Here is a 21,265-nt window from a genome sequence, read left to right on the forward strand (position 1 = left end):
TAACCCCTTTCTTGTTATTAGAATATCATTTTTTTAATTTTAAAACAAGAATCTTCACTGAAATTGTTTTCATTTTAATAATTAAGTTTCACTTTTAATTTTCGTATATAAAATTGTACCGCCTCTTTCAGCTTTTCCTGTTATTTCCTGACGTCGCCCAAATTTTCGTAAGGTCTCTTGAAAACTAAAAGCTTTTTGAGGCTCTACTCGATACTCAGTTAATTCTCCATCAGCTAATTTTATTAAAATTTCTTCATATTCTTTCATCTTTTCAATCACCATTTTAAATTTATTAAGTTTTTCTTACGAAAAGTAAGAAATTGAAGTTTAGCACTTGACGAATTAGAGTGCTAACGATTACAATTACCAATAACATATTATACAAATAAAAAGGAGGCTGGCACATGTTATGTGAAAATTGTAATGAGCGCCCGGCTACTATTCGCTTCTATGCAAACGTAAATGGCCAAGGCCGCAATATATCTTTATGTCAACAATGCTATCAAGAATTAAAAAATATGCAAGGAACTAATAAAAATATGAATAATGAATTTTTTGGTGATTTCGATGAATTTTTAAATGCATTTTCTGGAAATCAAAATCGTAATAATCAAAATCCTAACCAAAGAAATATGGGAGCAGGCGGACGTAATGGTGGACGTCGTCCTAAAAGACCTTCCCTTTTAGACCAATACGGAACTGATCTCACCGAATTAGCCAAAAAAGGCAAAATAGATCCTGTAATTGGTCGTGATCAAGAAATCGCTCGTGTAATTGAAATTCTAAACCGAAGAACTAAGAATAATCCAGTTTTAATTGGTGAAGCTGGTGTAGGTAAAACGGCTGTTGCTGAAGGACTAGCACAACAAATTGTTGACGGCTCTGTTCCAGCAAAATTACAAGATAAACGCATTATTTCTTTAAATATGGTTTCTTTAGTTCAAGGAACCGGAATCCGGGGCCAATTTGAACAACGGATGGAACAATTAATTAAAGAATTAGAAAAAAAAGACGACATCATACTTTTCATTGACGAAATTCATGAAATTGTTGGTGCTGGTAATTCTGAAGGTGGAATGGATGCTGGTAACATTATTAAACCAGCCTTAGCTCGGGGTGAATTTCAATTAATTGGAGCTACTACTATCAAAGAATTTAGAAATATTGAAAAAGATTCTGCCTTAGCTAGAAGATTCCAACCAGTTCAGGTAAAAGAACCTTCAATTGAAGAAACTATTAAGATCTTACAAGGTATTCGTCCACGCTATGAAGATTATCATCATGTAAATTACACTGATCAAGCAATCGAAGCAGCCGTTAAACTTTCTTCACGTTATATCCAAGACCGCTTCTTACCTGATAAGGCAATTGACTTACTTGATGAAGCTGGGTCAAGAATGAACCTAACCATTCCTTATGTTGATAGTAATAAATTAGCAGAACGTGTTAATGCTGCTGAAGATCTCAAAAAACAAGCTTTATCTAATGAAGATTATGAAAAAGCTGCTTACTATCGGGATCAGATCGACAAGTATAACAAATTAAAGGATCAAAAAGTTGATCCAGATAAGACCCCTGTCATCACTGATAAGATCATGAATAAGATTATTGAAGAAAAAACTAACATCCCTGTTGGCGAATTACAAAAACAAGAACAAGCTCAATTGATTAATTTAGCAACCGATTTGCAAAAGAATGTTATTGGTCAAGATGAAGCTGTTAATACAGTTGCTCGTGCTATTCGTCGTAATCGTGTTGGTTTTAACAAAACAGGCCGACCAATTGGCTCCTTTCTTTTTGTAGGTCCTACAGGTGTTGGAAAGACTGAATTAGCTAAACAACTTGCAAAACAAGTCTTTGGTACTGAAGAAGCAATGATTCGCTTTGACATGAGTGAATACATGGAAAGCTATTCTGTCTCTAAGTTAATTGGATCTGCTCCAGGTTACGTTGGTTATGAAGAAGCCGGTCAATTAACCGAACGAGTTCGTCATAATCCATACAGCTTAATTTTATTTGATGAAATTGAAAAAGCACATCCTGATGTCTTACACCTTTTCTTACAAATTTTAGATGATGGGCGTTTAACTGATTCTCAAGGTAGAACAGTATCATTTAAAGATACAATCATCATTATGACTTCAAATGCTGGTCAAGGCATCAAAGAAGCTTCTGTTGGATTTGCTGCTGAAAATTCTCATCAAGAACAATTTAAACGTGTCATGAGTCAATACTTTAAACCAGAATTTCTTAACCGTTTAGATGATATTGTTGAATTTAAGCCATTAGTTAAGGATAATTTACTTAAAATCGTTGATTTAATGCTTAATGAAACCAATGAAATGGTTAAAGATGAAAATCTTCACATTGATGTTGCAGACGATGTTAAACAACTACTTGTTGAAAAAGGATATGATCCTACAATGGGTGCGCGTCCATTACGTCGCATCATTCAGGAACTCATTGAAGATAAAGTTGCTGATTATAAATTAGATAATCCAACTGCTAATGATTTGACTGCCTCATTAGAAAATGAAGAAGTAGCTATTCACGAAAAATAATTTAATTTTCAACTTCCTTCTAAAAAAGCGTATACTAACTACTAGAGGTTTTTACTTACTAAAACTAGATGAGGATGTGAAATTATGCATTTAATTGACGTTACTAATACACATCGTGACTTAGTTGAAAAACAACTATCTTCTACAGTTAGTCAATTTGTTAAAGTATATTCTTTAGGAAACACTACAGTTGTATATACTGAAACACCTAACAAAATTGAAATTGTAATGGAAAATCATGATCGCGGTATTCGCCAAGATGAAGTTGAATTTGTGATTAAACGTTTAATTCATGGTGATAAAATCTATGATATTCATGTTGATCGCAGCCGAAAGGTCATTTCAATCATTTGTGACAAAGACTAATCAATAATAAAAGAGTCTGGGAAGAACTAATTCCCTAGACTAAAAATTAATTAAGAGTAAGAATTCTACTTTTAGAAATCTTACTCTTTTTTTGTACCTCTTTTTGTCAAAACAGTCATCTCTAAGACTTTTGTATTCCAATAATTCCTTAGATTCCTCATAAACATCAGTCCAGCATTAATTTATTTATTCTCATACCTTTTTACTCTCTTGACACTTAACCTTGAAATTTGTAGATTTTTCTTTTATAATGGATAAAGAAAAGGAGCTAACGAATCCTACTCGTTAACTCCAATCGTAACTTGAATGACTAGAGTGTTAGCTAATCCTTGTGATTAGCTTTTTTTATTATTGCATAAGCTTTTGCACACTTAATAACAAAGTTTCCTAAGCTATTAAGCACAATGCTTATCACAATAGCATCAGCTATGGACAAGGTAGCCTACTTCTCCAGTCTATTCCATTTGACATGGCTCTCACCTCCGTAACTGAAATAATGTTGAGGGGTGTGCAGCCAGTCGAAGTTACTAAGTTATCAATTCGCGTCTACTGATAACCTAATTAATATTTTAGCAATATTCTTACTTAAAAACTAACCCTCACAGAAAAAACTTCTTTATTGGATAAAGAAACGGTCTCTATTTTAAAGTATTATCTAGGGAAAATGACGCTGTTCCCACCTGCCATCTTGAAATTTGTGGATTTTTTTTTATAATAGATAAAGAAAAGGAGCTAACGAATGCGACTCGTTAACTCCAATCGTAACTTGAATGACTAGATTGTTAGCTAATCCTTGTGATTAGCTTTTTTTATTATTGCATAAGCATTTGCACACTTAATAACAAAGTTTCCTAAGCTATTAAGGACGATGCTTATCACAATAGCATCAGCTATGGACAAGGTAGCCTACTTCTCCAGTCTATTCCATTTGACATGGCTCTCACCTCCGTAACTGAAATAATGTTGAGGGGTGTGCAGCCAATCGAAGTTACTAAGTTATCAATTAGCTACATTGATAACCTAATTAATATTTTAGCAATATTCTTACTTAAAAACTAACCCTTACAAAAACTTCTTTATTAAATAAAGAAATACACCCCTCTTTTTAAGTGATAGAAAATTTCACAATTATTTTGGAGAGGGGGTATAAAAATTAGTGAGAGTAAAATAAAGCCGAGGGCTTTGGGTAACCCTCGGTAAATAGAAATGGGCAAGACGATGACCATTACATTCTTCTTACCCCAAACTTTACTTTATATAGCTACAATTATAAAGCATAAGAGAACTAACTGTTTTAAGTGTCTGAGAAAAATTGATTTTTCCCAGCACTTTTTTCTTATAATCTTGAAGTTAATTCAACATCTGGATATTTATCTTGGAACCATCTCTCAGCAAATGCATTCTCAAATAAAAATAGAGGTTCTCCTTCACGGTCTTTAACAAGTAAGTTTCTTGAAGAAGACATTTTGGGATCAAGTTGTTCTGGATTAATCCAACGTGCAACTCTATTTCCTAATGAATGCAATTCTACTTCTGAATTATATTCATTTTTCATTCGATAAGAAAATACTTCAAATTGCAATTGCCCAACAGCACCCAAAATATAATCATCTGTTGACCACCCACGATAAAGTTGAATTGCTCCTTCTTGAACTAATTGTGTAATTCCCTTATGGAAAGATTTCTGTTTCATAACATTTTTTGCAGTTACGCGCATAAAAATTTCTGGTGTAAATTGTGGCAATTCAGGGTATTCAATTTTCTTTTTGCCAGCGTAAATACTGTCACCAATTTGGAAATTTCCAGTATCATATAAACCTACAATATCGCCAGCTACTGCATTTGAAACTTGAACTCGTTCACTAGACATAAACTCTGTAGCATTGTTCAAGCGAACTGGTTTACCTGTTCTTGCTAAAGTGACATCCATCCCCTTATTAAATTCACCACTACCAATTCTTACAAAAGCAATTCGATCACGGTGATTAGGATTCATATTGGCCTGAATCTTAAAAATAAATCCAGAAAATTCATTGTCATCTGCTTTCAACTTTTCATCCCCATTAACAGTGTGTTCTTGAGGTGCAGGTGCAATATTTACAAAACTATCAAGAAAAGTTTCCACTCCAAAATTAGTTAAAGCTGAGCCAAAAAATACTGGGGTTTGTTCTCCCTTTAAAATCTTTTCTTTATCAAATTGATTACCTGCTTCAGTTAAAAGATCAATTTCATCCAAAGTGCTTTCAAATAAGCTATCTTTAGCTAGTTCTTCATTTTCAGATAACTTTCCTTCGTCATTTAAAGGCAAAAAGCGATCAGCTTCATCTTTACGATATAGTTCTACCCGATGATTAGCAATATCATACAATCCTTTTAATTGTTTTCCCATACCGATAGGCCAATTCATTGCGACCCCTTCGATACCTAGTAAATCTTCTAATTCCGCAATTAAATCCAAGGGATCTCGTCCATCTCGGTCCAACTTATTCATAAAAGTAAAAATTGGAATTCCACGTTGCTTAACAACTTTAAATAACTTTTTGGTTTGAGGTTCGATACCTTTAGCAGAATCAATTACCATTACTGCAGCATCAACTGCCATTAAAGTTCGATAAGTATCTTCAGAGAAATCTTGGTGCCCAGGAGTATCTAAAATATTGATTCTTTTTCCTTGATATTCAAACTGCATAACAGAACTAGTAACAGAAATTCCACGCTTTTTTTCAATATCCATCCAGTCACTAGTAGCAAAGTGTCCACTTTTTCTTGCTTTAACAGTCCCTGCACTTCTAATTACTCCACCAAACAAAAGCATTTGTTCAGTAATTGTAGTTTTACCAGCATCAGGGTGAGAAATAATTGCAAAAGTTCGCCGTTTATTTACTTCATCAGTTAATTTTGTCATTTATTCTTTTTCTTCCTTTTTTTCTAAATTTTCTTGATCATCAGGTAAGGTTAATAAAAGGGTTAAAATTCTTGACCCTTTCATTCTGCGGGTAGTCAAGGTCATCCCATTATCTAGCTTAACACTCAATTGTTCTCCCTTTGCAGGAATTAATCCCAACTTGGTAATTACATAGCCTGCAACTGTATCCACATCTTCCATCTCTAAATGCGTTCCAAATTCATCGTTAAAATCATTTAATGGCATTTTACCACGAATCACATATTGTCTGTCATTTATTTTTCTAAATAAAATTTCGGTCCGATCTACTTCATCATCAATATCACCAACAATTTCTTCAATAATATCTTCAATTGTTGCTAAACCCACAACTCCTCCGTACTCATCAGTTAAAATCGCTAACTGACGCTGAGTTTGTTGCATTTCTAAAAGTAATTCTCCCAAATCAATTGTTTCAGGTGCAAAAAGTGGTTTAAACATTACATCTTTATAATTTAAATTATCAAATCCTACTTCACGCGCTTTGCGTAAAACAGTTCGAATATGAATGACACCTACTATTTTATCTTTATCCCCATCATAAACTGGGATTCTTGAATAAGGATTTTTTAAGATCTCATCTAGATTTTCTTGAAAAGGCACCTTTAAATCTACCATAAAGGCATCAATTCGCGGCACCATAATTTCACGCGCAATTCTATTTTCAAAATTAATAATTCCATCTACCATTGCGAATTCTCTTTCACTCAAAAGTTTTTCATGGTAGAGTTTATTAATTTCTTTTTCTAATCTTTCTGCGCCACTAATTGGCGCTTCATTATGAAATTTCGCCTTTAATTTTGTTAAAAAATTTCCAGACTTGGGGTCACTACTCATTGAGTATCTCACTTTCGTTAAATAATTACTTTTCTTTTAATTAGGTCATTAACCATTTATGTTAAAATTAAGGTTAAGAAATGAGGTTAAATATGAAAAAAGAACGAATCTACTTAGTCTTTATTTTTCTTTTATTGATTCCTTACCTCTGTAGCTTGGGAATTATTGGAATTTGTTACAATGCGCTAGTAATGCACTCAGCCAGCCCATGGCGTACACTTGTGGGGGCCCTTGTAGGAGCTTTAATTATGTTTGCAGTTAAGGCAACTGTTCAGCGTCCATTACATCTTTTATCAAGTGATAGTCCTAATAAATTTTTTAGACAAGTTTTACTCTTCTTTAGTATTCGCAGACGTCGTCTTTTACTAATCAGTAATTTCTTACTTGACTTTATCTTATGCACCATCAGCACAATCTTAGTACGGCAATTTTTACCTTTAAAATTTATTATCGGAACTGCAACTGGTTGGGCTTTATTAATAATGCTTATCTCAACTTGTATTGGAGCTTACCTAGAATACGATAATCTTTCAATCGATCCCCAACAGCGTTAACTTCTTAAACTAACTCTCTTTTAAGTATAAAGATTGAGTTAGTTTTTTTGTCTCTAAATTTAATTCTGACAAAATATATGGGGTAGGACTATCTCCAATATTTTCATAGTGTTTAATATCAGCTTCTGTAACCTTCTCTAAAAATTTGGGAATAGTTACATTCAAAGGTTGACTAAAGTAGCTTAAGTTTACTCCCTCAGTTAATTCCTGAGCAACTTCTGCCTTAGGTAAGTCATAATGATTAAAGCCAGCAGGAAGAGCTACTTTTTCATCAAAAGCTGCTCCATAAAAAAGCATAAAACTTTCAGGATTAAAGACAATTAAGCTAGTACGTTGATTTTGAACATTATTGGTACTTAAGAAATTTTGAAATTCTGGATCTGTCTCAGCTTGTTGAATTAGTTGAGCAAAACTACGATTTTCATCAAGTTGACTTGCCATAAAAATTTTCCCAACTACTACTTTAGAGTTTACATTCTTAATTTCCATTATTGTTTTCCTCTTCTATAATTATTTTTTATTGGACGCATCTGTTGATATCTTTCATACCATATTTTCGGAAATGCTGGTGCAAAAGGTCCCTTTTTCTTATCAATCCACTCTAATAATTCTAAACTAGAATCACGCAAAATCGAATCAATTTTTTCACCATAGTTCCATCTTTTTTTATTTAATGCGTATTCTTCAACATCAAGTAATCTTTTTTCGCCATCAGGAAAAACTTTCACATCTAAATCGTAGTCAATATACTTTAGTGCTTCACGATCAATTATAAATGGAGTAGCTAGGTTGCAATAATAAGCTATTCCTTCTGGGCGAAACATTACTATTATATTAAACCAATATTTTTTGTGAAAATAAACTAGGGCTGGTTCTCGACTAACCCATTTTCTTCCATCCCCTTCAGTAATTAACGTCCTATCATTTGCTCCTATTAAAATATTTTGTTCTGTTTTTACTACCATTGTACTTTGCCAAGTACGATGGAGATTGCCATTATGTTTATAACTCTGAATGGCAATATAATCTCCCTCTTTAGGAAGTGCCAATCTAATCACCTTCAATTTTCTCTCATTATTATTATAAAACTAATAGTCTGAATTGAGGTCTTGAAGGTCCATAATTTCTCCATTTAAAAAATCATCAATTTCACTTCCTGAAAAACCATGCTGGTATAATGCTCGTCGTACTTTCTGCTTTCTTGTATACTCATCATTATTTCGATAACGACGCCATGCTTTACTGGCTTGTTTTTTTAACGCTTCTATTCGTTCACTAGCATCTTCTTGTAAATCTAAGGCTTCAATTACTAAATCACTTAGTTCACTTGTAAAACCATGACTAATTAGTTTAGTTTTTGCCTTCCTTTGAATTTCTTTTAAAGTTAGCCTTCCGGTTTGGTTACGCAAGGAATTTGTTAACCGTATTCCTGCTTCTATCCAGTCCTCAGGTACAATTTTTTCAATAAGGGGTTCACTAATATTCTTTGCTACTCCCTTTTGTGTCAGCTTAAAAATAAGCGTTTTAGGTCCATCTTTGCCAACCCGCAAATCATTTTTTATAAAAAGCTCTGCATATTTTTCATCATCTAAATAACCCAAATTAGTTAATTGAGTAATTATATTTTCTACTGCCTCTTCACTTACCTCTTTTTTATGTAAATATTGCTTTATTTCACTCACAGTTCTTGGTTGATAGCTCAAGTAATTAATTGCTACTTGTAAGGCCTTATCATTTAGTTCAAATTGTTTAATTACTTTAATTTGTTCATCAGTAAGCTCTACTCCAACGAGTAATCTGTATTCACTTAACGTTCTTTCACTTACTCCAAAGGCAAAAGAATTATTTAAAAAAATATTGTAATAACCTTTACGCTTTTGTCTACTTACTTTAGTAATAATTTGCATTTTTTCTCCCTTCTTTTGCTTGTGTTCTTGCTCTAATCCCCTTATTATAATTGTGACATACTTTTTAAGATGAATCGAAATGAGGTCTTAATTTTGACAAAATTTACAAAAAATAAAACCAAAGACGTTATTGTAACAATTAAACGCCTTGGAATTAATGGTGAAGGAATTGGCTATTATAAAAAGAAAATCATCTTTATTCCAGGTGCCTTGCCAGATGAAGTAGTTGTAGCAAAAATCACCAAATCTTATCCTCACTATCTTGAAGGAGAATTAGTCCGTATTAAAGAAAAATCTCCTGATCGTGTAACTTTCCCTAAAGGAGTAGATCCACGCACAGGAGGCTTAGAATTAGCAAATTTAGCTTATCCTAAGCAGCTTGAGTTTAAACAACATTTAATACTTGATGCATTAAGAAAATACCATCCACGTAATTACCAAAAAATTAAAGTTAAAAAGACTCTCCCTGCTCCACAACAATGGCACTATCGTAATAAAGCACAATATCAAATTGAACTTAATCGAGGAAAGTCTAAGCTTGGATTATACGCCCCAAATTCACATAATTTGATTGATCTTCCCGAAATGCCTACTCAATCTAAGGCAACTCAAAAAACTGAACGTGAAATCAAAAAATTAATTTCTAAATTTCAAGTTCCAATTGCTAATTTCCGTCGCAAAGCTGAGGGAATTAAGACCGTAGTTGTTAGAGAATCATTTTCTACTAAAGAAATTCAAGTAACTTTAATTACCGTTGGTAAAAAAATTAAAAACTTAATTCCATTAGCAAAAGAAATTATGAAACTTCCAAATGTAGTAAGTGTATTTCAAAATGAAACGCAATGGAATAATCCTCAAGTTTGGGGTAATAAAACCACTAAACTATTTGGTAAAGATACAATTACTGAAGAAATTTTAGGTAAAAAATTTAAGCTCTCACCTCGGGCCTTTTTCCAGTTAAATCCAGAACAAACTACCAACTTATACAGTGAAGCTTTAAAATACCTTGACTTAACTCCTGATCAAACTTTAATTGACGCCTACAGTGGAGTTGGAACATTAGGAATTTTAGCCAGTGATCGGGCTCATCAAGTTATCGGAATTGAAAGCATCCCTGAAGCAGTAACTGATGCCCAAACTAATACCTCGCTTAATCACGTTAAAAATGCTGAATATATTCAAGGCAATGTTGAAAAACTTTTACCACAACTTCGCAAAGAAGGAATTAATATTGATGCTGTAATTGTTGATCCTCCTCGAACAGGTCTTAATAAAAAACTTATAAAAACTCTACTAGACGTTAAACCAGAAACCTTTGTTTACATTTCATGTAATCCATCAACTCTAGCTAAAGATTTAGTTCTTTTGAGTGAAGCATATGATGTGCGTGTAATTAAACCAATTGACATGATGCCTCAAACCCCACGTTGGGAAGGCGTTGCCAAATTAGTTTTACGCAAAAAATAATCTCTAACTAAAAAGCCATCCTCTTGGGTGGTTTTTTAGTTTACAGAATATTGTCGAATATCATTTTTAATTCCAGCAAAATACCATTTACCTTCTACTTCATCGCTCTTTAATGTAACGCTATCTTCAGGATCAAGCAAACTATTATTAAAAACCTCTTCATATTCAGCAACTGATAATTTCTTACGTTGGTCAATTAAAACTTGGTCTGCTTCTTTATTGAGTTTATTTTGATAACCTTCAACTAAAGTACCAGAGAAAAATTCCGCCATGGCTCCTGAACCATAGGAGAATAATCCAATTCTAGCACCAGGGTTCAAGTTAGCATTTTCAAGTAAACTTAAAAGACTTAAATAAAGTGATCCAGTATAAATATTTCCAACTTTTGCACTCCACTTTTTACTTGCTTCAAAGTTATCTTGAAGACGCTGGGTAGTTTCTTCATCTTCACCTTCAACAGCTAAACGATTTGCCTTCAGCCCCATTTTTGTAAAAGGTAAGTGATAAATTAAGGCATCAAAATTTTTAGTAGCCAATTTTTGTTCTTTTTTATACTGATTAAAAGTTTTGGTAAAGAAATCTAAGTATACTTGTGTTGAATACTTTCCGTCTACTTTTGCAAGTTTAGAATTATTAGGACGCCAGAAATCGTTAATATCTTCACTATAGGCACTATGACCCTCATTTAATTCCATAATTTGCGGGTCTTTCTTTACTAAGATACTAATACTTCCAGCTCCCTGGGTAACTTCTCCACCACTATTTACTCCATAACGCGCAATGTCACTTCCAATTACAATCGCAGTTTTATCTGGATGACTATAAACATAATCACGTGCCATCATTAAACCTGCTGTCAATCCAAAACAAGCTTCTTTAACTTCAAAAGTTCGCACTTGTGGTGATAAATTAAGGGCAGTTTTAACGAATAAAGAGGCAGATTTAGATTGATCTACACTACTTTCAGTTCCAAAAATTAACAACCCTACTTTATCTTTATCAATTTGATCAAGATATCTTAGTGTCGAATTAATCCCCATTGAGACAGCATCTTGAGTTTGGTCAGCAATTGTCATTGTTTCTTGTCCAATTCCAATTAAAAACTTATTTGGATCTTGCTTTCTCGCATGAGCTAGATCAACCATATCTACATATTTGTTAGGAGTGTAAAATCCTATTTGATCAATACCTATTTTCATTTGTCTTCCTCTTGCTTTCTAACCTTTTCCAATATCTCCTGCGCTTGAGCTTGAGAATAGTGTTTTAATTTTATGATTTCTTTTAAAACTTTACTCTTCTCTACGGAACTTGCATCTAAATTTGCAACTAAATTTCGAGCTTGCAACTTCATATGGCCTGCTTGAATACCCTTAGTAGAAATTGCATGTAAAGCCGCAAAATTATTGGCTAACCCTACAGTTACAATTAAGCTTGCTAAAAGTTCGCTACTTACTTGTTCTCCTAAAATTGAATAGGCCTGCTGTATATCTGAACGACTATTAATCGAGCCACCTACCACACCAAGAGCAAGAGGCAAAGTTAAACTCCCAATTAATTTATCATCTACTACTTCCCACTTACTCAGACTACGATATTTACCAGATTTACTAGCAAACACTCCACAAGCTGCTTCAACACTGCGATAATCATTTCCAGTAGCAATTAAGATGCTATCAACGCCATTCATAATTCCCTTATTATTTGTGACCGCCCGATAAGGATCCTGGTAACCAATTTTACTCAATAAAGCAATTTTCTTAGCTACCTGCATCCCTCCAACACTGGCAACAGTTAACTCAACTTTCACAGTCGCAAATTGACTAGGATAATTCGACAAGATAGCAAACATTTTTTCTCGAACATGAGGCAATCTAACTAATTTATTACTCAAAAATTCCAAAATCGAATTTGTTTTATTTGCCCCCATGGCTTGGGCTGGATCTACTAAAACTTTTAGATATACTAAGTCACCTTTAATTTCTCCAGTTATCTCTTTAACGCCTCCACCATGGTTAACTAAACTAGCAAATTCCTTGTTAGCCAAAGAGACATAATAAGGGAAATCTTTTGCTAATTTTTCTAAAGAAAAAGCTTGATCAACTTTTAAAACAATTTGCCCATAAATTCCTTCACGCTTACTTACTACATGGCTGCCCCCATTTTTAGCAAACACCTTAGCTCCATGATTGGCTGCTGCTACAACTGAAGGTTCTTCAACTGCCATTGGTACAAGATAAGACTTATTATTTACCACAACATCTTGCACAACTCCCAATGGCAAATCTATTTCGCCAATAACATTTTCACTTAATTGATTTAAGCGAGCTAATTTTTCCGGCTCTATTTTAACTAATTTAATTCCTTTTTCCTTTAAGAGTTCACGTCTTTGGTAAGGATCTAATTTATAAAAGTGCATTATTGATTCCACACTTCATAAGCAATTGCTTGTCCTCCACCAATACATAGAGAAACAATTGCGCGCTTGCCACCAATCTTTTTCAAATTATTCAAGGCAGTCAACACTAAACGAGTACCTGTTGCGCCTAAGGGATGGCCTAAACTAATGGCACCACCAGCAATATTCAATTTTTCTGCTGGGATCTTCAAATCACGTGCTACTGCATAAGCTTGTACTGCAAAAGCTTCATTAATTTCAATTAGGTCATAATCATCAATTGTGGTGTGATTTTTGGCGAGTAACTTTTTAATAGCATCATATGGTCCATAACCCATGTAATCAGGATCACATCCAATTTCACTAAAATCACCTATTTTACCAATTGGTTTTAGATTTAATTCTTTAACTTTTTCTGCACTTGCTACCAATAACATGCTAGCCCCATCATTTAATGGTGAAGAGTTTCCTGCAGTTACGTCACCATCTTCTTTAAAGACAGGTTTCAAATTACTTAGAGCAGCTACACTTGTATCAGGACGAATACTTTCATCTTGGGTTAAAGTTTCTCCATTAATTGTTACAGGAACGATTTCATCCTTAAACCAATTTTCATTAGTTGCCTTAGTTGCTTTTAGATGTGAATTGTAGGCAAATTCATCCATTTCTTGACGACTTACATGATAACGCTCAGCTACTTTTTCAGCGGTAAGTCCCATTGGCTTTTGGCTGTAAGCATCTCCAATTCCATCAATTTGAAGTGAATCACGAAACTTAGGATTCTCACTATGCTTATCTGCTTTGCTCAAAAGCAAGGGCGCATTGGTCATATTTTCTACTCCACCTACAGCGGCTAGCTCTAAGTCTCCTAATGCCATCTGACCTTGCGCAAAGCGTAAAGCCTTTAAACTAGAACCACAAACATCATCAACTACAGTGGCTACTACATCATAAGGAAGTCCAGACTTCAACGCAATTTGACGCGCAACATTTTGTCCTAGTCCTGCACTTAGTACATTTCCCACCAAGACTCCTTCAATTTGTTCTGGGGCAAGTTTAGTTTCTTTTAAAAGCTCTTTTAAAACTATGCTTCCTAGTTCAACGGGAGTTGTATCTTTAAAAAATCCCCGATACTTTCCAAACGGTGTCCGTTTTCCTGCAATAATATACATATCTCTCATTTTTTTACTTCCTTAAAATTGGTATCTATAAAAATAATAACTAATCTTGGAAAATAAGTCATACAAACTTCAATTAATTTAAAAAAACGTAAAAAATACCGAGATATTCTCGGTATTTTTAACTCACATATTCTTTTAAAAATTCATTGACTTTCTTCTCGTACAATTTTGGATGTGTTTTAAATGACTTAGCATGTACTGCTCCTGGAACAACCCATAATTTTTTAGGTCCCTTGGTAGCATGATAATTTTCATACACCATTTCTGTTGGGACAAAAGTATCTTTACTACCATGAATAAACATCATTGGTCGTTTATTTTTAGCCAGTTGCTTCACGCTACTAGCGTCATTTAAAAAGTACCCTGCTCGAATGCGAGTTATTCCACTTAAAACTTCAACTAACGGGAAACGTGGAAAGGCAGTCATATGATATAAACTCTGTGCTTCATGTTCAATTTCGGTTTTCGCATTTGTGTAACCACAATCTTCCACAAAAGCTTTGACTTGTTTAGGCAATTTTTCTCCACTTGTCATCATCGTGGTTGCACCACCCATACTTACCCCAAAAATTACAATTTTACTATTTTTGCCATTATGAGCTACTACTTTACGGGCCCATTTTGCAACATCGGCTTTTTCTCGCCAACCATAGCCCACATAATTACCTTGACTTTGCCCATGTCCTCGCGCATCTGGCAACAAAGTATTATAGCCTAACTTGTGAAATAAGGCTGCATAAGGACCCATGGTATCTTTGTTATTCATATACCCATGAAGAATAATCACAGTTTTATTCGATCCCTTTTTAGGGATGTAATTAGCATCTAATTTTAAATTGTCATCTGCTGATTTCATGTACCACTTTTGCTTTTTAGTATCTTGATACCATTTTGTCTGCTGATAGAGGGGATCAGATTTAGCTACTTTAGTACTATTATTAATAAAGTTCTTATGCCCTGGCACTAAAGCTACATGGTAAAAGTACATCCCTGCCCCCAGAAAAATAACAACTATAGCTGCTATAATAGAGGTTAGAGTAATCCATAACTTTTTATGTTTATGCATATTATTCCTTTTCTAATTTTAAAAAATATAGGTTTAGTACTTATCCTATCTTTTTACTCATTTAATTTCAAGGCTTTTTATCAAATGCAACTAAGTTCTTTTTTACAACTAACAAACGATCTTAACAAAAACTATTCATTATTTTATCGTCCTGATAAAAAAAGAAAGTTTTATCCCTTAAATAAGGTAACAATTACTTCTACAGGAGCATATTTTTCAACTGGTAATTCATCTAAAACACTAGCTTCATTCAAACAAATTGTAGCTACTCTTCATCATAAGAAGCTGCCACTTTTAATTAAATATCAAAATAAGATAATAAAAATTTACGGCATCCAAATTGATATGGAACATCAAAGAATTTATTTATTTTAAAAGCGAGACCGGCTAGATCTCGCTTTTAATTATTTATTTTTGGGGTGATTATTTGTTTGAGATAACTTTTTGGCTAAATTAATAATGTATTCCCTTAAATCATCCTTAGTTTCTGGATGAGTTAAACCATACTCAATTGAAGTTTCAAGATAGCCTTCCTTATTTCCCACATCATGGCGATCACCTTTAAACTCATGTGCAAATACTCTTTGAGTCTTATTCATAGTATCAATTGCATCAGTTAATTGGATTTCACCACCACGACCAGGTTTTTGCTTAGCTAAAATATCAAAAATTTCTGGGGTAAGAAGGTAACGTCCAATAATTGCTAAATCACTTGGTGCGTCTTCAACAGCTGGTTTTTCTACAAATGAATCTACATTAAACAAGCCATCTTCAATTTCACCTGCTGGAGCAATTACACCATATTTGGAAACTTCTTCGTGAGGAACCTTCATTACTGCAATTGTTGAAGCATGGGTTGCATTATAGCGCTCAATTAATTGCTGAGTTAATGGTGTCTTATCAGCCATTAAATCATCTCCAAGCATAACTACAAATGGTTCATCTCCCACAAAACTACGTGCTCGTGAAATTGCATCTCCTAGTCCTGCTGGATGCGGCTGCCGAGTATAGTAAAGATTTACTCCTAAGTCTGTAATTGATTGGGTTAATTTTAATAATTTATCTTTATGCTTTTCTTCAAGATCTTGTTCAAGTTCTGGATTTGCATCAAAATGATCCTCAATCGATCTCTTATTTTTTCCAGTAACAATTAAAATATCTTCAATTCCTGACTTTTTAGCTTCTTCTACAATAAATTGAATTGTAGGTTTATCCACAATTGGTAACATTTCTTTAGGCATTGCTTTTGTAGCTGGAAGGAAACGGGTTCCTAATCCAGCTGCTGGAATAACTGCTTTTCTTACTTTCATAATTTTCTCTTTCTTGATTAAATTTTTTCTTTAACTATATCTTACCAAAAATAACCCTAACTTTCATTTTGCTTTGATTTTAGTAGATAATTGTTCTTTATTGCTCTCCAAAATGAAGTCCTACTATAAGAAACATCTCCATTTTTCAGCTTATTAATTGTCGCATTAATACAAACCCCAAATAAATAAAGAAGTGCCATAATATTCAGCCAAAGCATAAATACGATAAATGTTCCTACAATCCCATAATTTTGCCATTTTGTTCCAAAATATTGTAAATATAAACCAAAAAAATAAGCTAAAGCTCCCCAAGAGATCACTGTAACAATTGTTCCCGGCCAAACTACATGTTTAAATTGAGAAATATTTGGTAAAGCATAATTAAGATAAATATTTAAAATTACCATCATCACTAAGACCAAAGGCCACTTGTAACTATCTAATTTATAAATCCAAGTTACATCAATGTTCAGAATCGGGCCTAAAAATTCTACAATTTGTTTACCAAATGCTAGTCCTAAACTCAATAAGATCATGACAATAATCATTAACGTTGTTACAAATAAGGTTATTACCCTACTTAATAAATAATTCCACCATGGTTTACCCTTTTCTTGGCTATAAACTCCATAGATCTTATTCATTGACATCCTAATTGAATTAATCAGACTAGAGAAAGACCACAAAGCTACAATAATACCAAAAGAAATAAATCCACTAGAATGTTGATTTAGCAAACTTGAAATAATTGGTATTACGAATTCTGCTACTTGCTTAGGTAAAATTAAATTCAGATATTCTGTAAGTGGCTTAGCATTAATCTGAAAAAGTGGTAAGATATTTCCCACTATAATAATAATTGGAAATATACTGAATAGCATATAGTAAGCAATAATAATAGAATTTTGTGTAATTTCCCCTTGAGAAATTATTTTAGATAAGTCTTTGAAAAACTGCTTAAAGTAAGTAGAAAATACTTTATTAGCTTTTTTCATAAATCTTATTCTTCATCAAAATGGGGTACATATTTTTCTAAACCATCATATGGTTTTTGAAGAGTAAGAATCTTAGGACCATCTTTTGTAATAGCAAAAGTATGTTCAAATTGAGCAGACTTAGAACCATCTGGTGTTGCATAGAAAATCCAATCGTCATTAGGATCATCTACACTAGTTTGCTTGATACGCCAGTCTCCACCTGCTTCTACCATTGGTTCAACAGTAATTGTCATTCCTTCACGTAAACGTAAGCCGTGGCCAGCTTTACCATAATGAGGTACTTCTGGATCTTCATGGATTGTTGGTTGAATACCATGACCTACTAATTCACGTACATCTCCAAAACCATTGTCATCTTCAACATACTTTTGAATAACACTACCAATATCCCCAATACGGTTACCTACTACTGCTTGATCAATTCCCATGTACATTGCTTTTTCAGTAACATCTAGTAATCTTTGATCTTCTTTAGAAATTTTACCTACAGCATAAGTCGTACATGAATCTGTTTCGTAGCCATCTAGGTTGCAAGTTACATCAACACTAACAAGATCACCTTCTTTTAAAACACGATCCTTACGTGGAATTTGGTGGGCAATTTCTTCATTAACACTGATACAAGTTCCGTACTTGTAGCCTTCAAAACCCTGTTCAGATAAACGACCACCATGTTTCTTCATAAAATCTTGGCAAAACTCTTCAATATCCCAAGCAGTAATTCCGGGTTTAATAAAGTCTCGTAACGCTTCAAACATTGAAGCAAGCAAACGACCAGATTTTTGCATTCCGATCAATTCTCTTTTTGATTTAATTGTAATCATTAATAATTCTCCTTTAAATATAATTAGGCAAATATTCTGTTATATATTATAAAGCTTTTTTAAAATAATTTCTCTAACTCTTTACACATTCTTTGTCTCCTTTAGTATAATAAGAGGAAAAAAGATAAAAGAGGCAACCTAAATTATGAAAGCACAAATAGTTTTTGCTAGTATGACTGGCAATAACGAAGATATGGCAGAAATTTTAGAAGAGAACTTACTACAAGCAGGTTTGGATGTAACTACTACTGACATCAGTTTTGCAGATGCAACTTCTTTTTTAGATAGTGATCTTTGCATCGTAGTAACCTATACCTACGGCGAAGGTGTAATGACTGATGAATTAAAAGACTTTTATGACCAACTACTTACCTTAAATTTAACAGGGAAAAAGTTTGCGGTTATGGGGTCAGGAGATCGAACTTACAAAGATCATTTTTGTGAAAATGTAAATGACTTTGAAAAAGCTTTTAAAAAAGTTGGTGCAATCGAAGTAGCTGATCCAGTAAAAATTGAAAATGCTGTTGAAGATGAAGATATTGACTTAATTGATCAAGCAGCAAAGCAAATGGTTGAGGGCTTACATGACTAAAAAGCATAAAGATTCTTCTGATATTACTAGAGCACAAATTAGACAACTCGGAGCTCGACTAGTAGCAAGACATCGTAATTTTTATGCTTACACTTTTTTTGGCTTTTTAGCTGCCTTAATTAATATTGTTAGTTTTATTCTTTTTCATAGTTGGTGGAAAATTCCTTTAATCTACGCCAACACTTTATCATTTATTGTTTCTAACTTAGTTTCTTTTGTTTTTAACAAGCATGGAGTATTTGTGGAGAACGTAGACACTCGCCATGGAACAATTTATCAATTGGGCTTGTTTTTTCTTTATCGGATTTTAAGTTTAATTCCTGACAACTTAATTATGTTAGTCGGACTTTCTTGGCTTCACTGGAATACATTATTTGTTAAAACAATTGACCAAATTTTAGTGGGGATCTTCAACTATCTAACTACTAAATCTATTTTCCTTAATACTAGTAGTCGCTTTACCAAATATTTTAAAAATAAAAGAGCAAAAAATAAGATCAAGTAATAATAAATAAAATTCTCTAACTACACTATATGAATAAGAATAGTAATAAGAAATTCTTCATCATAATTTGTCCAAATGAATGACCGTAGACCATTTATATGAAAAGTAAAAAGGAAGTAGACTGAAAGGTTAAAATGACCATTCTCTACTTCCTTTTACTTATCAGAGTATTCAAATTTTTTAGAATGTTTAATTTGCCATAAATAATGAGTAGTAAAGCTAAAATCTCGATACATGTTAGAAGAATCGGAAAATTACTATCAATAATTCCCAATTTTTTTAAGATTAGATGTGGTACATGATCTATGGGACAAAGATTGCTACGTATGATTGCTGCTAATCCAAATCCTGGCCAATAATCTAGAAATTTCCTCATTAATTTTGGTAGCTCTCCAACAATAATGTATGATCCTGATAAAAAGCCTGTAACTGTTCCTATCAATGCTGAAAAAGAGGCAAAACTTGAATTAGTGCTTATAAAATTAGTTATTAAATAAAAAAGTAAAGTAGAAAAGATAATTAAAAGTAGCATACAAATCAATATTTTAAAAATGTTTCTTACGGGAATATTAATAGTATATTGGGCTTTTAAATAGATAAAACATATCAAAGAAAATATAAAAGTCGATATGACAGCTTCAATAAAAGCAGTAATTAAATATAAAAAACCAATCATCTTTTTATTAATTTTCGAATTAATTATGAAATCTTTTATCTTTTGACTATTTTTATCATCAATCATTTGTTCAAATCCTGACAATGAACTTGTTACCGCAACAATTGATATTAAACCTGATATCATCCATAAATCAATAAATTCTGAGGCATTATCAAGATATGAAAATGAGCTTACAAGATTATTTTTTAAGAATAATATATAAATAATTAAACTAATTAACATTCCTAAAAAAGAAAATACTACATTTGAGATATCCCTATAGTAGAGTATAAGATTTCTAACTACAAATTTCACTTTCAACATATCTACTCTCCCTCTTGATACATAAATATATCTTCATAGCTTACTTTTCTTATTTCAAAAGATTGAGTGAGATATGTAGGATGTTTTTCTAGATAGTCAAAGGCTTTTTTAGGAGTTAAAAAATATTCAGTATTTTTTTCATTTAAAACCAATTTATACATTGGTAATTTTTCTCTGAAGTTTTTTGAATCTCCATAATAAATGATTTTCCCTCTCTTTAAATATAAAATTTTGTCAGCATAAGCTAATTCCTCAAGAACGTGAGTTGTATATATAATTGCTAATTTTTCCGCATAATCCGTCCTTAAGATTTCCCACATCATTTTTCTAATTTTTGCATCCACACCAGCAGATAACTCATCTAGTATTAATAAATCTATTGGCATTGCAGTTACTCTAAGTAAGTTAACTATCCTTTTTTGACCTCCAGATAATTCTTTATATTTTAATGATGTATTGCTAATTCCATAACTTTTTAGCATTTTTTCAACACTAGCATATTCTTTCTTTGAAGGTAATCTCATACGCAAATTTTGTTTAATAGTTAAATTATCATCCAAAAGATTTTCTTGAAATACCATTTCTTTTCTGTAATTCCCGATAATTTTTCCTTTTATCGGAGTATTAAATCCACTCACTATATTTAATAAAGTAGTCTTACCAGCCCCATTTGGCCCAATAACAGCAAGTCTTTCTCCTTTTTTAATAGAAAAACTCACTCCCTTTAAAATATTCTTGTCAAATATATTTACAATTTCCATAGTTACTCCTTAATA

At 32.9% G+C, this 21,265-nt stretch carries 22 protein-coding genes; 7 read left to right on the forward strand and 15 right to left on the reverse strand.

The features are described from left to right. Nucleotides 1-81 precede the first annotated feature (81 nt). A complete protein-coding gene (locus tag FP433_RS05900) occupies nt 82-267 on the reverse strand; it encodes a hypothetical protein (RefSeq protein WP_416202970.1) in 186 nt (61 codons plus the stop codon). 137 nt (nt 268-404) lie between these two features. Between FP433_RS05900 and FP433_RS05905 the strand changes: the two genes are divergently transcribed. Further along, on the forward strand, nt 405-2,561 hold the full coding sequence (locus tag FP433_RS05905) for an ATP-dependent Clp protease ATP-binding subunit (protein ID WP_265486575.1): 2,157 nt from the start codon (nt 405-407) through the stop codon (nt 2,559-2,561). An 84-nt stretch (nt 2,562-2,645) separates the two neighbouring features. Further along, the gene (locus FP433_RS05910) at nt 2,646-2,927 is read left to right on the forward strand and encodes a DUF1827 family protein (protein WP_265484098.1); all 282 of its coding nucleotides are present in this window, start codon (nt 2,646-2,648) and stop codon (nt 2,925-2,927) included. Between the two features lie 1,336 nt (nt 2,928-4,263). Here FP433_RS05910 and FP433_RS05915 read toward each other — a convergent pair. Together FP433_RS05915 and FP433_RS05920 are read right to left on the reverse strand one after the other, a co-directional pair. Continuing rightward, the gene (locus FP433_RS05915; protein WP_265484097.1) at nt 4,264-5,832 is read right to left on the reverse strand and encodes a peptide chain release factor 3; all 1,569 of its coding nucleotides are present in this window, start codon (nt 5,830-5,832) and stop codon (nt 4,264-4,266) included. Further along, complete coding sequence (locus FP433_RS05920) at nt 5,833-6,708, reverse strand: hemolysin family protein (RefSeq protein ID WP_265484096.1); 876 nt, start codon at nt 6,706-6,708, stop codon at nt 5,833-5,835. It abuts the gene before it with no gap. A gap of 92 nt (nt 6,709-6,800) precedes the next feature. Between FP433_RS05920 and FP433_RS05925 the strand changes: the two genes are divergently transcribed. Further along, nucleotides 6,801-7,262 carry a hypothetical protein gene (locus tag FP433_RS05925; RefSeq protein WP_265484095.1) on the forward strand — a complete coding sequence of 154 codons (462 nt, stop codon included), beginning with the start codon at nt 6,801-6,803 and terminating at the stop codon, nt 7,260-7,262. Between the two features lie 9 nt (nt 7,263-7,271). On the opposite strand, the gene FP433_RS05930 is transcribed toward FP433_RS05925, so the two are convergent. Genes FP433_RS05930 through recX form a run of 3 tightly spaced genes read right to left on the reverse strand, consistent with a single transcriptional unit; the run spans nt 7,272 to nt 9,169 of the window. Beyond that, nucleotides 7,272-7,751 carry a hypothetical protein gene (locus FP433_RS05930; protein WP_265484094.1) on the reverse strand — a complete coding sequence of 160 codons (480 nt, stop codon included), beginning with the start codon at nt 7,749-7,751 and terminating at the stop codon, nt 7,272-7,274. After that, nucleotides 7,751-8,311, reverse strand: coding sequence for a DUF402 domain-containing protein (locus FP433_RS05935; RefSeq protein WP_265487258.1), 561 nt, complete (start codon nt 8,309-8,311; stop codon nt 7,751-7,753). Before FP433_RS05935 ends, FP433_RS05930 begins: the two co-directional genes overlap by 1 nt. A 39-nt stretch (nt 8,312-8,350) precedes the next feature. Then, nucleotides 8,351-9,169, reverse strand: a complete 819-nt coding sequence (gene recX / locus FP433_RS05940) for a recombination regulator RecX (protein ID WP_265486576.1) — start codon at nt 9,167-9,169, stop codon at nt 8,351-8,353. A 93-nt stretch (nt 9,170-9,262) separates the two neighbouring features. Between recX and rlmD the strand changes: the two genes are divergently transcribed. Beyond that, nucleotides 9,263-10,636 carry a 23S rRNA (uracil(1939)-C(5))-methyltransferase RlmD gene (rlmD, locus tag FP433_RS05945; protein ID WP_265486577.1) on the forward strand — a complete coding sequence of 458 codons (1,374 nt, stop codon included), beginning with the start codon at nt 9,263-9,265 and terminating at the stop codon, nt 10,634-10,636. Between the two features lie 35 nt (nt 10,637-10,671). Here the strand turns inward: rlmD and FP433_RS05950 are convergent, their stop codons facing one another. From FP433_RS05950 to FP433_RS05965, 4 genes are all read right to left on the reverse strand, one after another. Next, a complete protein-coding gene (locus FP433_RS05950) occupies nt 10,672-11,835 on the reverse strand; it encodes a hydroxymethylglutaryl-CoA synthase (RefSeq protein ID WP_265486578.1) in 1,164 nt (387 codons plus the stop codon). Beyond that, nucleotides 11,832-13,052, reverse strand: coding sequence for a hydroxymethylglutaryl-CoA reductase, degradative (locus FP433_RS05955; RefSeq protein ID WP_265486579.1), 1,221 nt, complete (start codon nt 13,050-13,052; stop codon nt 11,832-11,834). Before FP433_RS05955 ends, FP433_RS05950 begins: the two co-directional genes overlap by 4 nt. Further along, the gene (locus tag FP433_RS05960; protein WP_265486580.1) at nt 13,052-14,212 is read right to left on the reverse strand and encodes a thiolase family protein; all 1,161 of its coding nucleotides are present in this window, start codon (nt 14,210-14,212) and stop codon (nt 13,052-13,054) included. The genes FP433_RS05955 and FP433_RS05960 overlap by 1 nt, the downstream gene beginning before the upstream one ends. Before the next feature lie 118 nt (nt 14,213-14,330). Further along, complete coding sequence (locus tag FP433_RS05965; protein WP_265484086.1) at nt 14,331-15,278, reverse strand: alpha/beta hydrolase; 948 nt, start codon at nt 15,276-15,278, stop codon at nt 14,331-14,333. Between the two features lie 84 nt (nt 15,279-15,362). Between FP433_RS05965 and FP433_RS05970 the strand changes: the two genes are divergently transcribed. Continuing rightward, nucleotides 15,363-15,653 (forward strand): hypothetical protein, encoded by a 291-nt coding sequence (locus FP433_RS05970; RefSeq protein ID WP_265484085.1) that lies wholly within the window; start codon nt 15,363-15,365, stop codon nt 15,651-15,653. A 29-nt stretch (nt 15,654-15,682) separates the two neighbouring features. Here FP433_RS05970 and galU read toward each other — a convergent pair whose 3' ends face one another. From galU to map, 3 genes are read right to left on the reverse strand one after another with little or no spacing between them, the layout of a single operon-like run. Next, nucleotides 15,683-16,588 (reverse strand): UTP--glucose-1-phosphate uridylyltransferase GalU, encoded by a 906-nt coding sequence (gene galU / locus FP433_RS05975; RefSeq protein ID WP_265484084.1) that lies wholly within the window; start codon nt 16,586-16,588, stop codon nt 15,683-15,685. A 56-nt stretch (nt 16,589-16,644) separates the two neighbouring features. Then, nucleotides 16,645-17,583, reverse strand: a complete 939-nt coding sequence (locus tag FP433_RS05980; protein ID WP_265484083.1) for a YihY/virulence factor BrkB family protein — start codon at nt 17,581-17,583, stop codon at nt 16,645-16,647. Nucleotides 17,584-17,588: 5 nt separating this feature from the next. Then, a complete protein-coding gene (gene map, locus FP433_RS05985; RefSeq protein ID WP_265486581.1) occupies nt 17,589-18,410 on the reverse strand; it encodes a type I methionyl aminopeptidase in 822 nt (273 codons plus the stop codon). Between the two features lie 145 nt (nt 18,411-18,555). Here map and FP433_RS05990 point away from each other — a divergent pair, with 145 nt between their 5' ends. Beyond that, nucleotides 18,556-19,002: a flavodoxin gene (locus FP433_RS05990; RefSeq protein ID WP_265486582.1), complete on the forward strand. Its 447-nt coding sequence runs from the start codon at nt 18,556-18,558 to the stop codon at nt 19,000-19,002. After that, complete coding sequence (locus FP433_RS05995; protein WP_265486583.1) at nt 18,995-19,507, forward strand: GtrA family protein; 513 nt, start codon at nt 18,995-18,997, stop codon at nt 19,505-19,507. The genes FP433_RS05990 and FP433_RS05995 overlap by 8 nt, the downstream gene beginning before the upstream one ends. A gap of 145 nt (nt 19,508-19,652) precedes the next feature. On the opposite strand, the gene FP433_RS06000 is transcribed toward FP433_RS05995, so the two are convergent. After that, nucleotides 19,653-20,489: a hypothetical protein gene (locus tag FP433_RS06000; RefSeq protein WP_265486584.1), complete on the reverse strand. Its 837-nt coding sequence runs from the start codon at nt 20,487-20,489 to the stop codon at nt 19,653-19,655. A 2-nt stretch (nt 20,490-20,491) separates the two neighbouring features. Next, nucleotides 20,492-21,250: an ATP-binding cassette domain-containing protein gene (locus FP433_RS06005; RefSeq protein WP_265486585.1), complete on the reverse strand. Its 759-nt coding sequence runs from the start codon at nt 21,248-21,250 to the stop codon at nt 20,492-20,494. Between the last annotated feature and the right edge of the window lie 15 nt (nt 21,251-21,265).

This window comes from Lactobacillus sp. PV012 (assembly GCF_014522325.1).
Taxonomy (GTDB): Bacteria; Bacillota; Bacilli; order Lactobacillales; family Lactobacillaceae; genus Lactobacillus.

Excerpts from the sequence above, each read along its gene's own strand:
- FP433_RS05905 (WP_265486575.1), top strand. The coding sequence starts at position 405 with ATGTTATGTGAAAATTGTAATGAGCGCCCGGCTACTATTCGCTTCTAT.
- recX (WP_265486576.1), bottom strand. The coding sequence starts at position 9,169 with ATGCAAATTATTACTAAAGTAAGTAGACAAAAGCGTAAAGGTTATTAC.
- FP433_RS05990 (WP_265486582.1), top strand. The coding sequence starts at position 18,556 with ATGAAAGCACAAATAGTTTTTGCTAGTATGACTGGCAATAACGAAGAT.
- map (WP_265486581.1), bottom strand. The coding sequence starts at position 18,410 with ATGATTACAATTAAATCAAAAAGAGAATTGATCGGAATGCAAAAATCT.
- FP433_RS05915 (WP_265484097.1), bottom strand. The coding sequence starts at position 5,832 with ATGACAAAATTAACTGATGAAGTAAATAAACGGCGAACTTTTGCAATT.
- FP433_RS05900 (WP_416202970.1), bottom strand. The coding sequence starts at position 267 with ATGAAAGAATATGAAGAAATTTTAATAAAATTAGCTGATGGAGAATTA.
- FP433_RS05910 (WP_265484098.1), top strand. The coding sequence starts at position 2,646 with ATGCATTTAATTGACGTTACTAATACACATCGTGACTTAGTTGAAAAA.
- FP433_RS05950 (WP_265486578.1), bottom strand. The coding sequence starts at position 11,835 with ATGAAAATAGGTATTGATCAAATAGGATTTTACACTCCTAACAAATAT.
- FP433_RS05980 (WP_265484083.1), bottom strand. The coding sequence starts at position 17,583 with ATGAAAAAAGCTAATAAAGTATTTTCTACTTACTTTAAGCAGTTTTTC.
- FP433_RS05960 (WP_265486580.1), bottom strand. The coding sequence starts at position 14,212 with ATGAGAGATATGTATATTATTGCAGGAAAACGGACACCGTTTGGAAAG.
- FP433_RS05925 (WP_265484095.1), top strand. The coding sequence starts at position 6,801 with ATGAAAAAAGAACGAATCTACTTAGTCTTTATTTTTCTTTTATTGATT.
- FP433_RS06000 (WP_265486584.1), bottom strand. The coding sequence starts at position 20,489 with ATGTTGAAAGTGAAATTTGTAGTTAGAAATCTTATACTCTACTATAGG.
- FP433_RS06005 (WP_265486585.1), bottom strand. The coding sequence starts at position 21,250 with ATGGAAATTGTAAATATATTTGACAAGAATATTTTAAAGGGAGTGAGT.
- FP433_RS05920 (WP_265484096.1), bottom strand. The coding sequence starts at position 6,708 with ATGAGTAGTGACCCCAAGTCTGGAAATTTTTTAACAAAATTAAAGGCG.
- FP433_RS05955 (WP_265486579.1), bottom strand. The coding sequence starts at position 13,052 with ATGCACTTTTATAAATTAGATCCTTACCAAAGACGTGAACTCTTAAAG.
- FP433_RS05930 (WP_265484094.1), bottom strand. The coding sequence starts at position 7,751 with ATGGAAATTAAGAATGTAAACTCTAAAGTAGTAGTTGGGAAAATTTTT.
- FP433_RS05970 (WP_265484085.1), top strand. The coding sequence starts at position 15,363 with ATGCAACTAAGTTCTTTTTTACAACTAACAAACGATCTTAACAAAAAC.
- FP433_RS05965 (WP_265484086.1), bottom strand. The coding sequence starts at position 15,278 with ATGCATAAACATAAAAAGTTATGGATTACTCTAACCTCTATTATAGCA.
- FP433_RS05995 (WP_265486583.1), top strand. The coding sequence starts at position 18,995 with ATGACTAAAAAGCATAAAGATTCTTCTGATATTACTAGAGCACAAATT.
- galU (WP_265484084.1), bottom strand. The coding sequence starts at position 16,588 with ATGAAAGTAAGAAAAGCAGTTATTCCAGCAGCTGGATTAGGAACCCGT.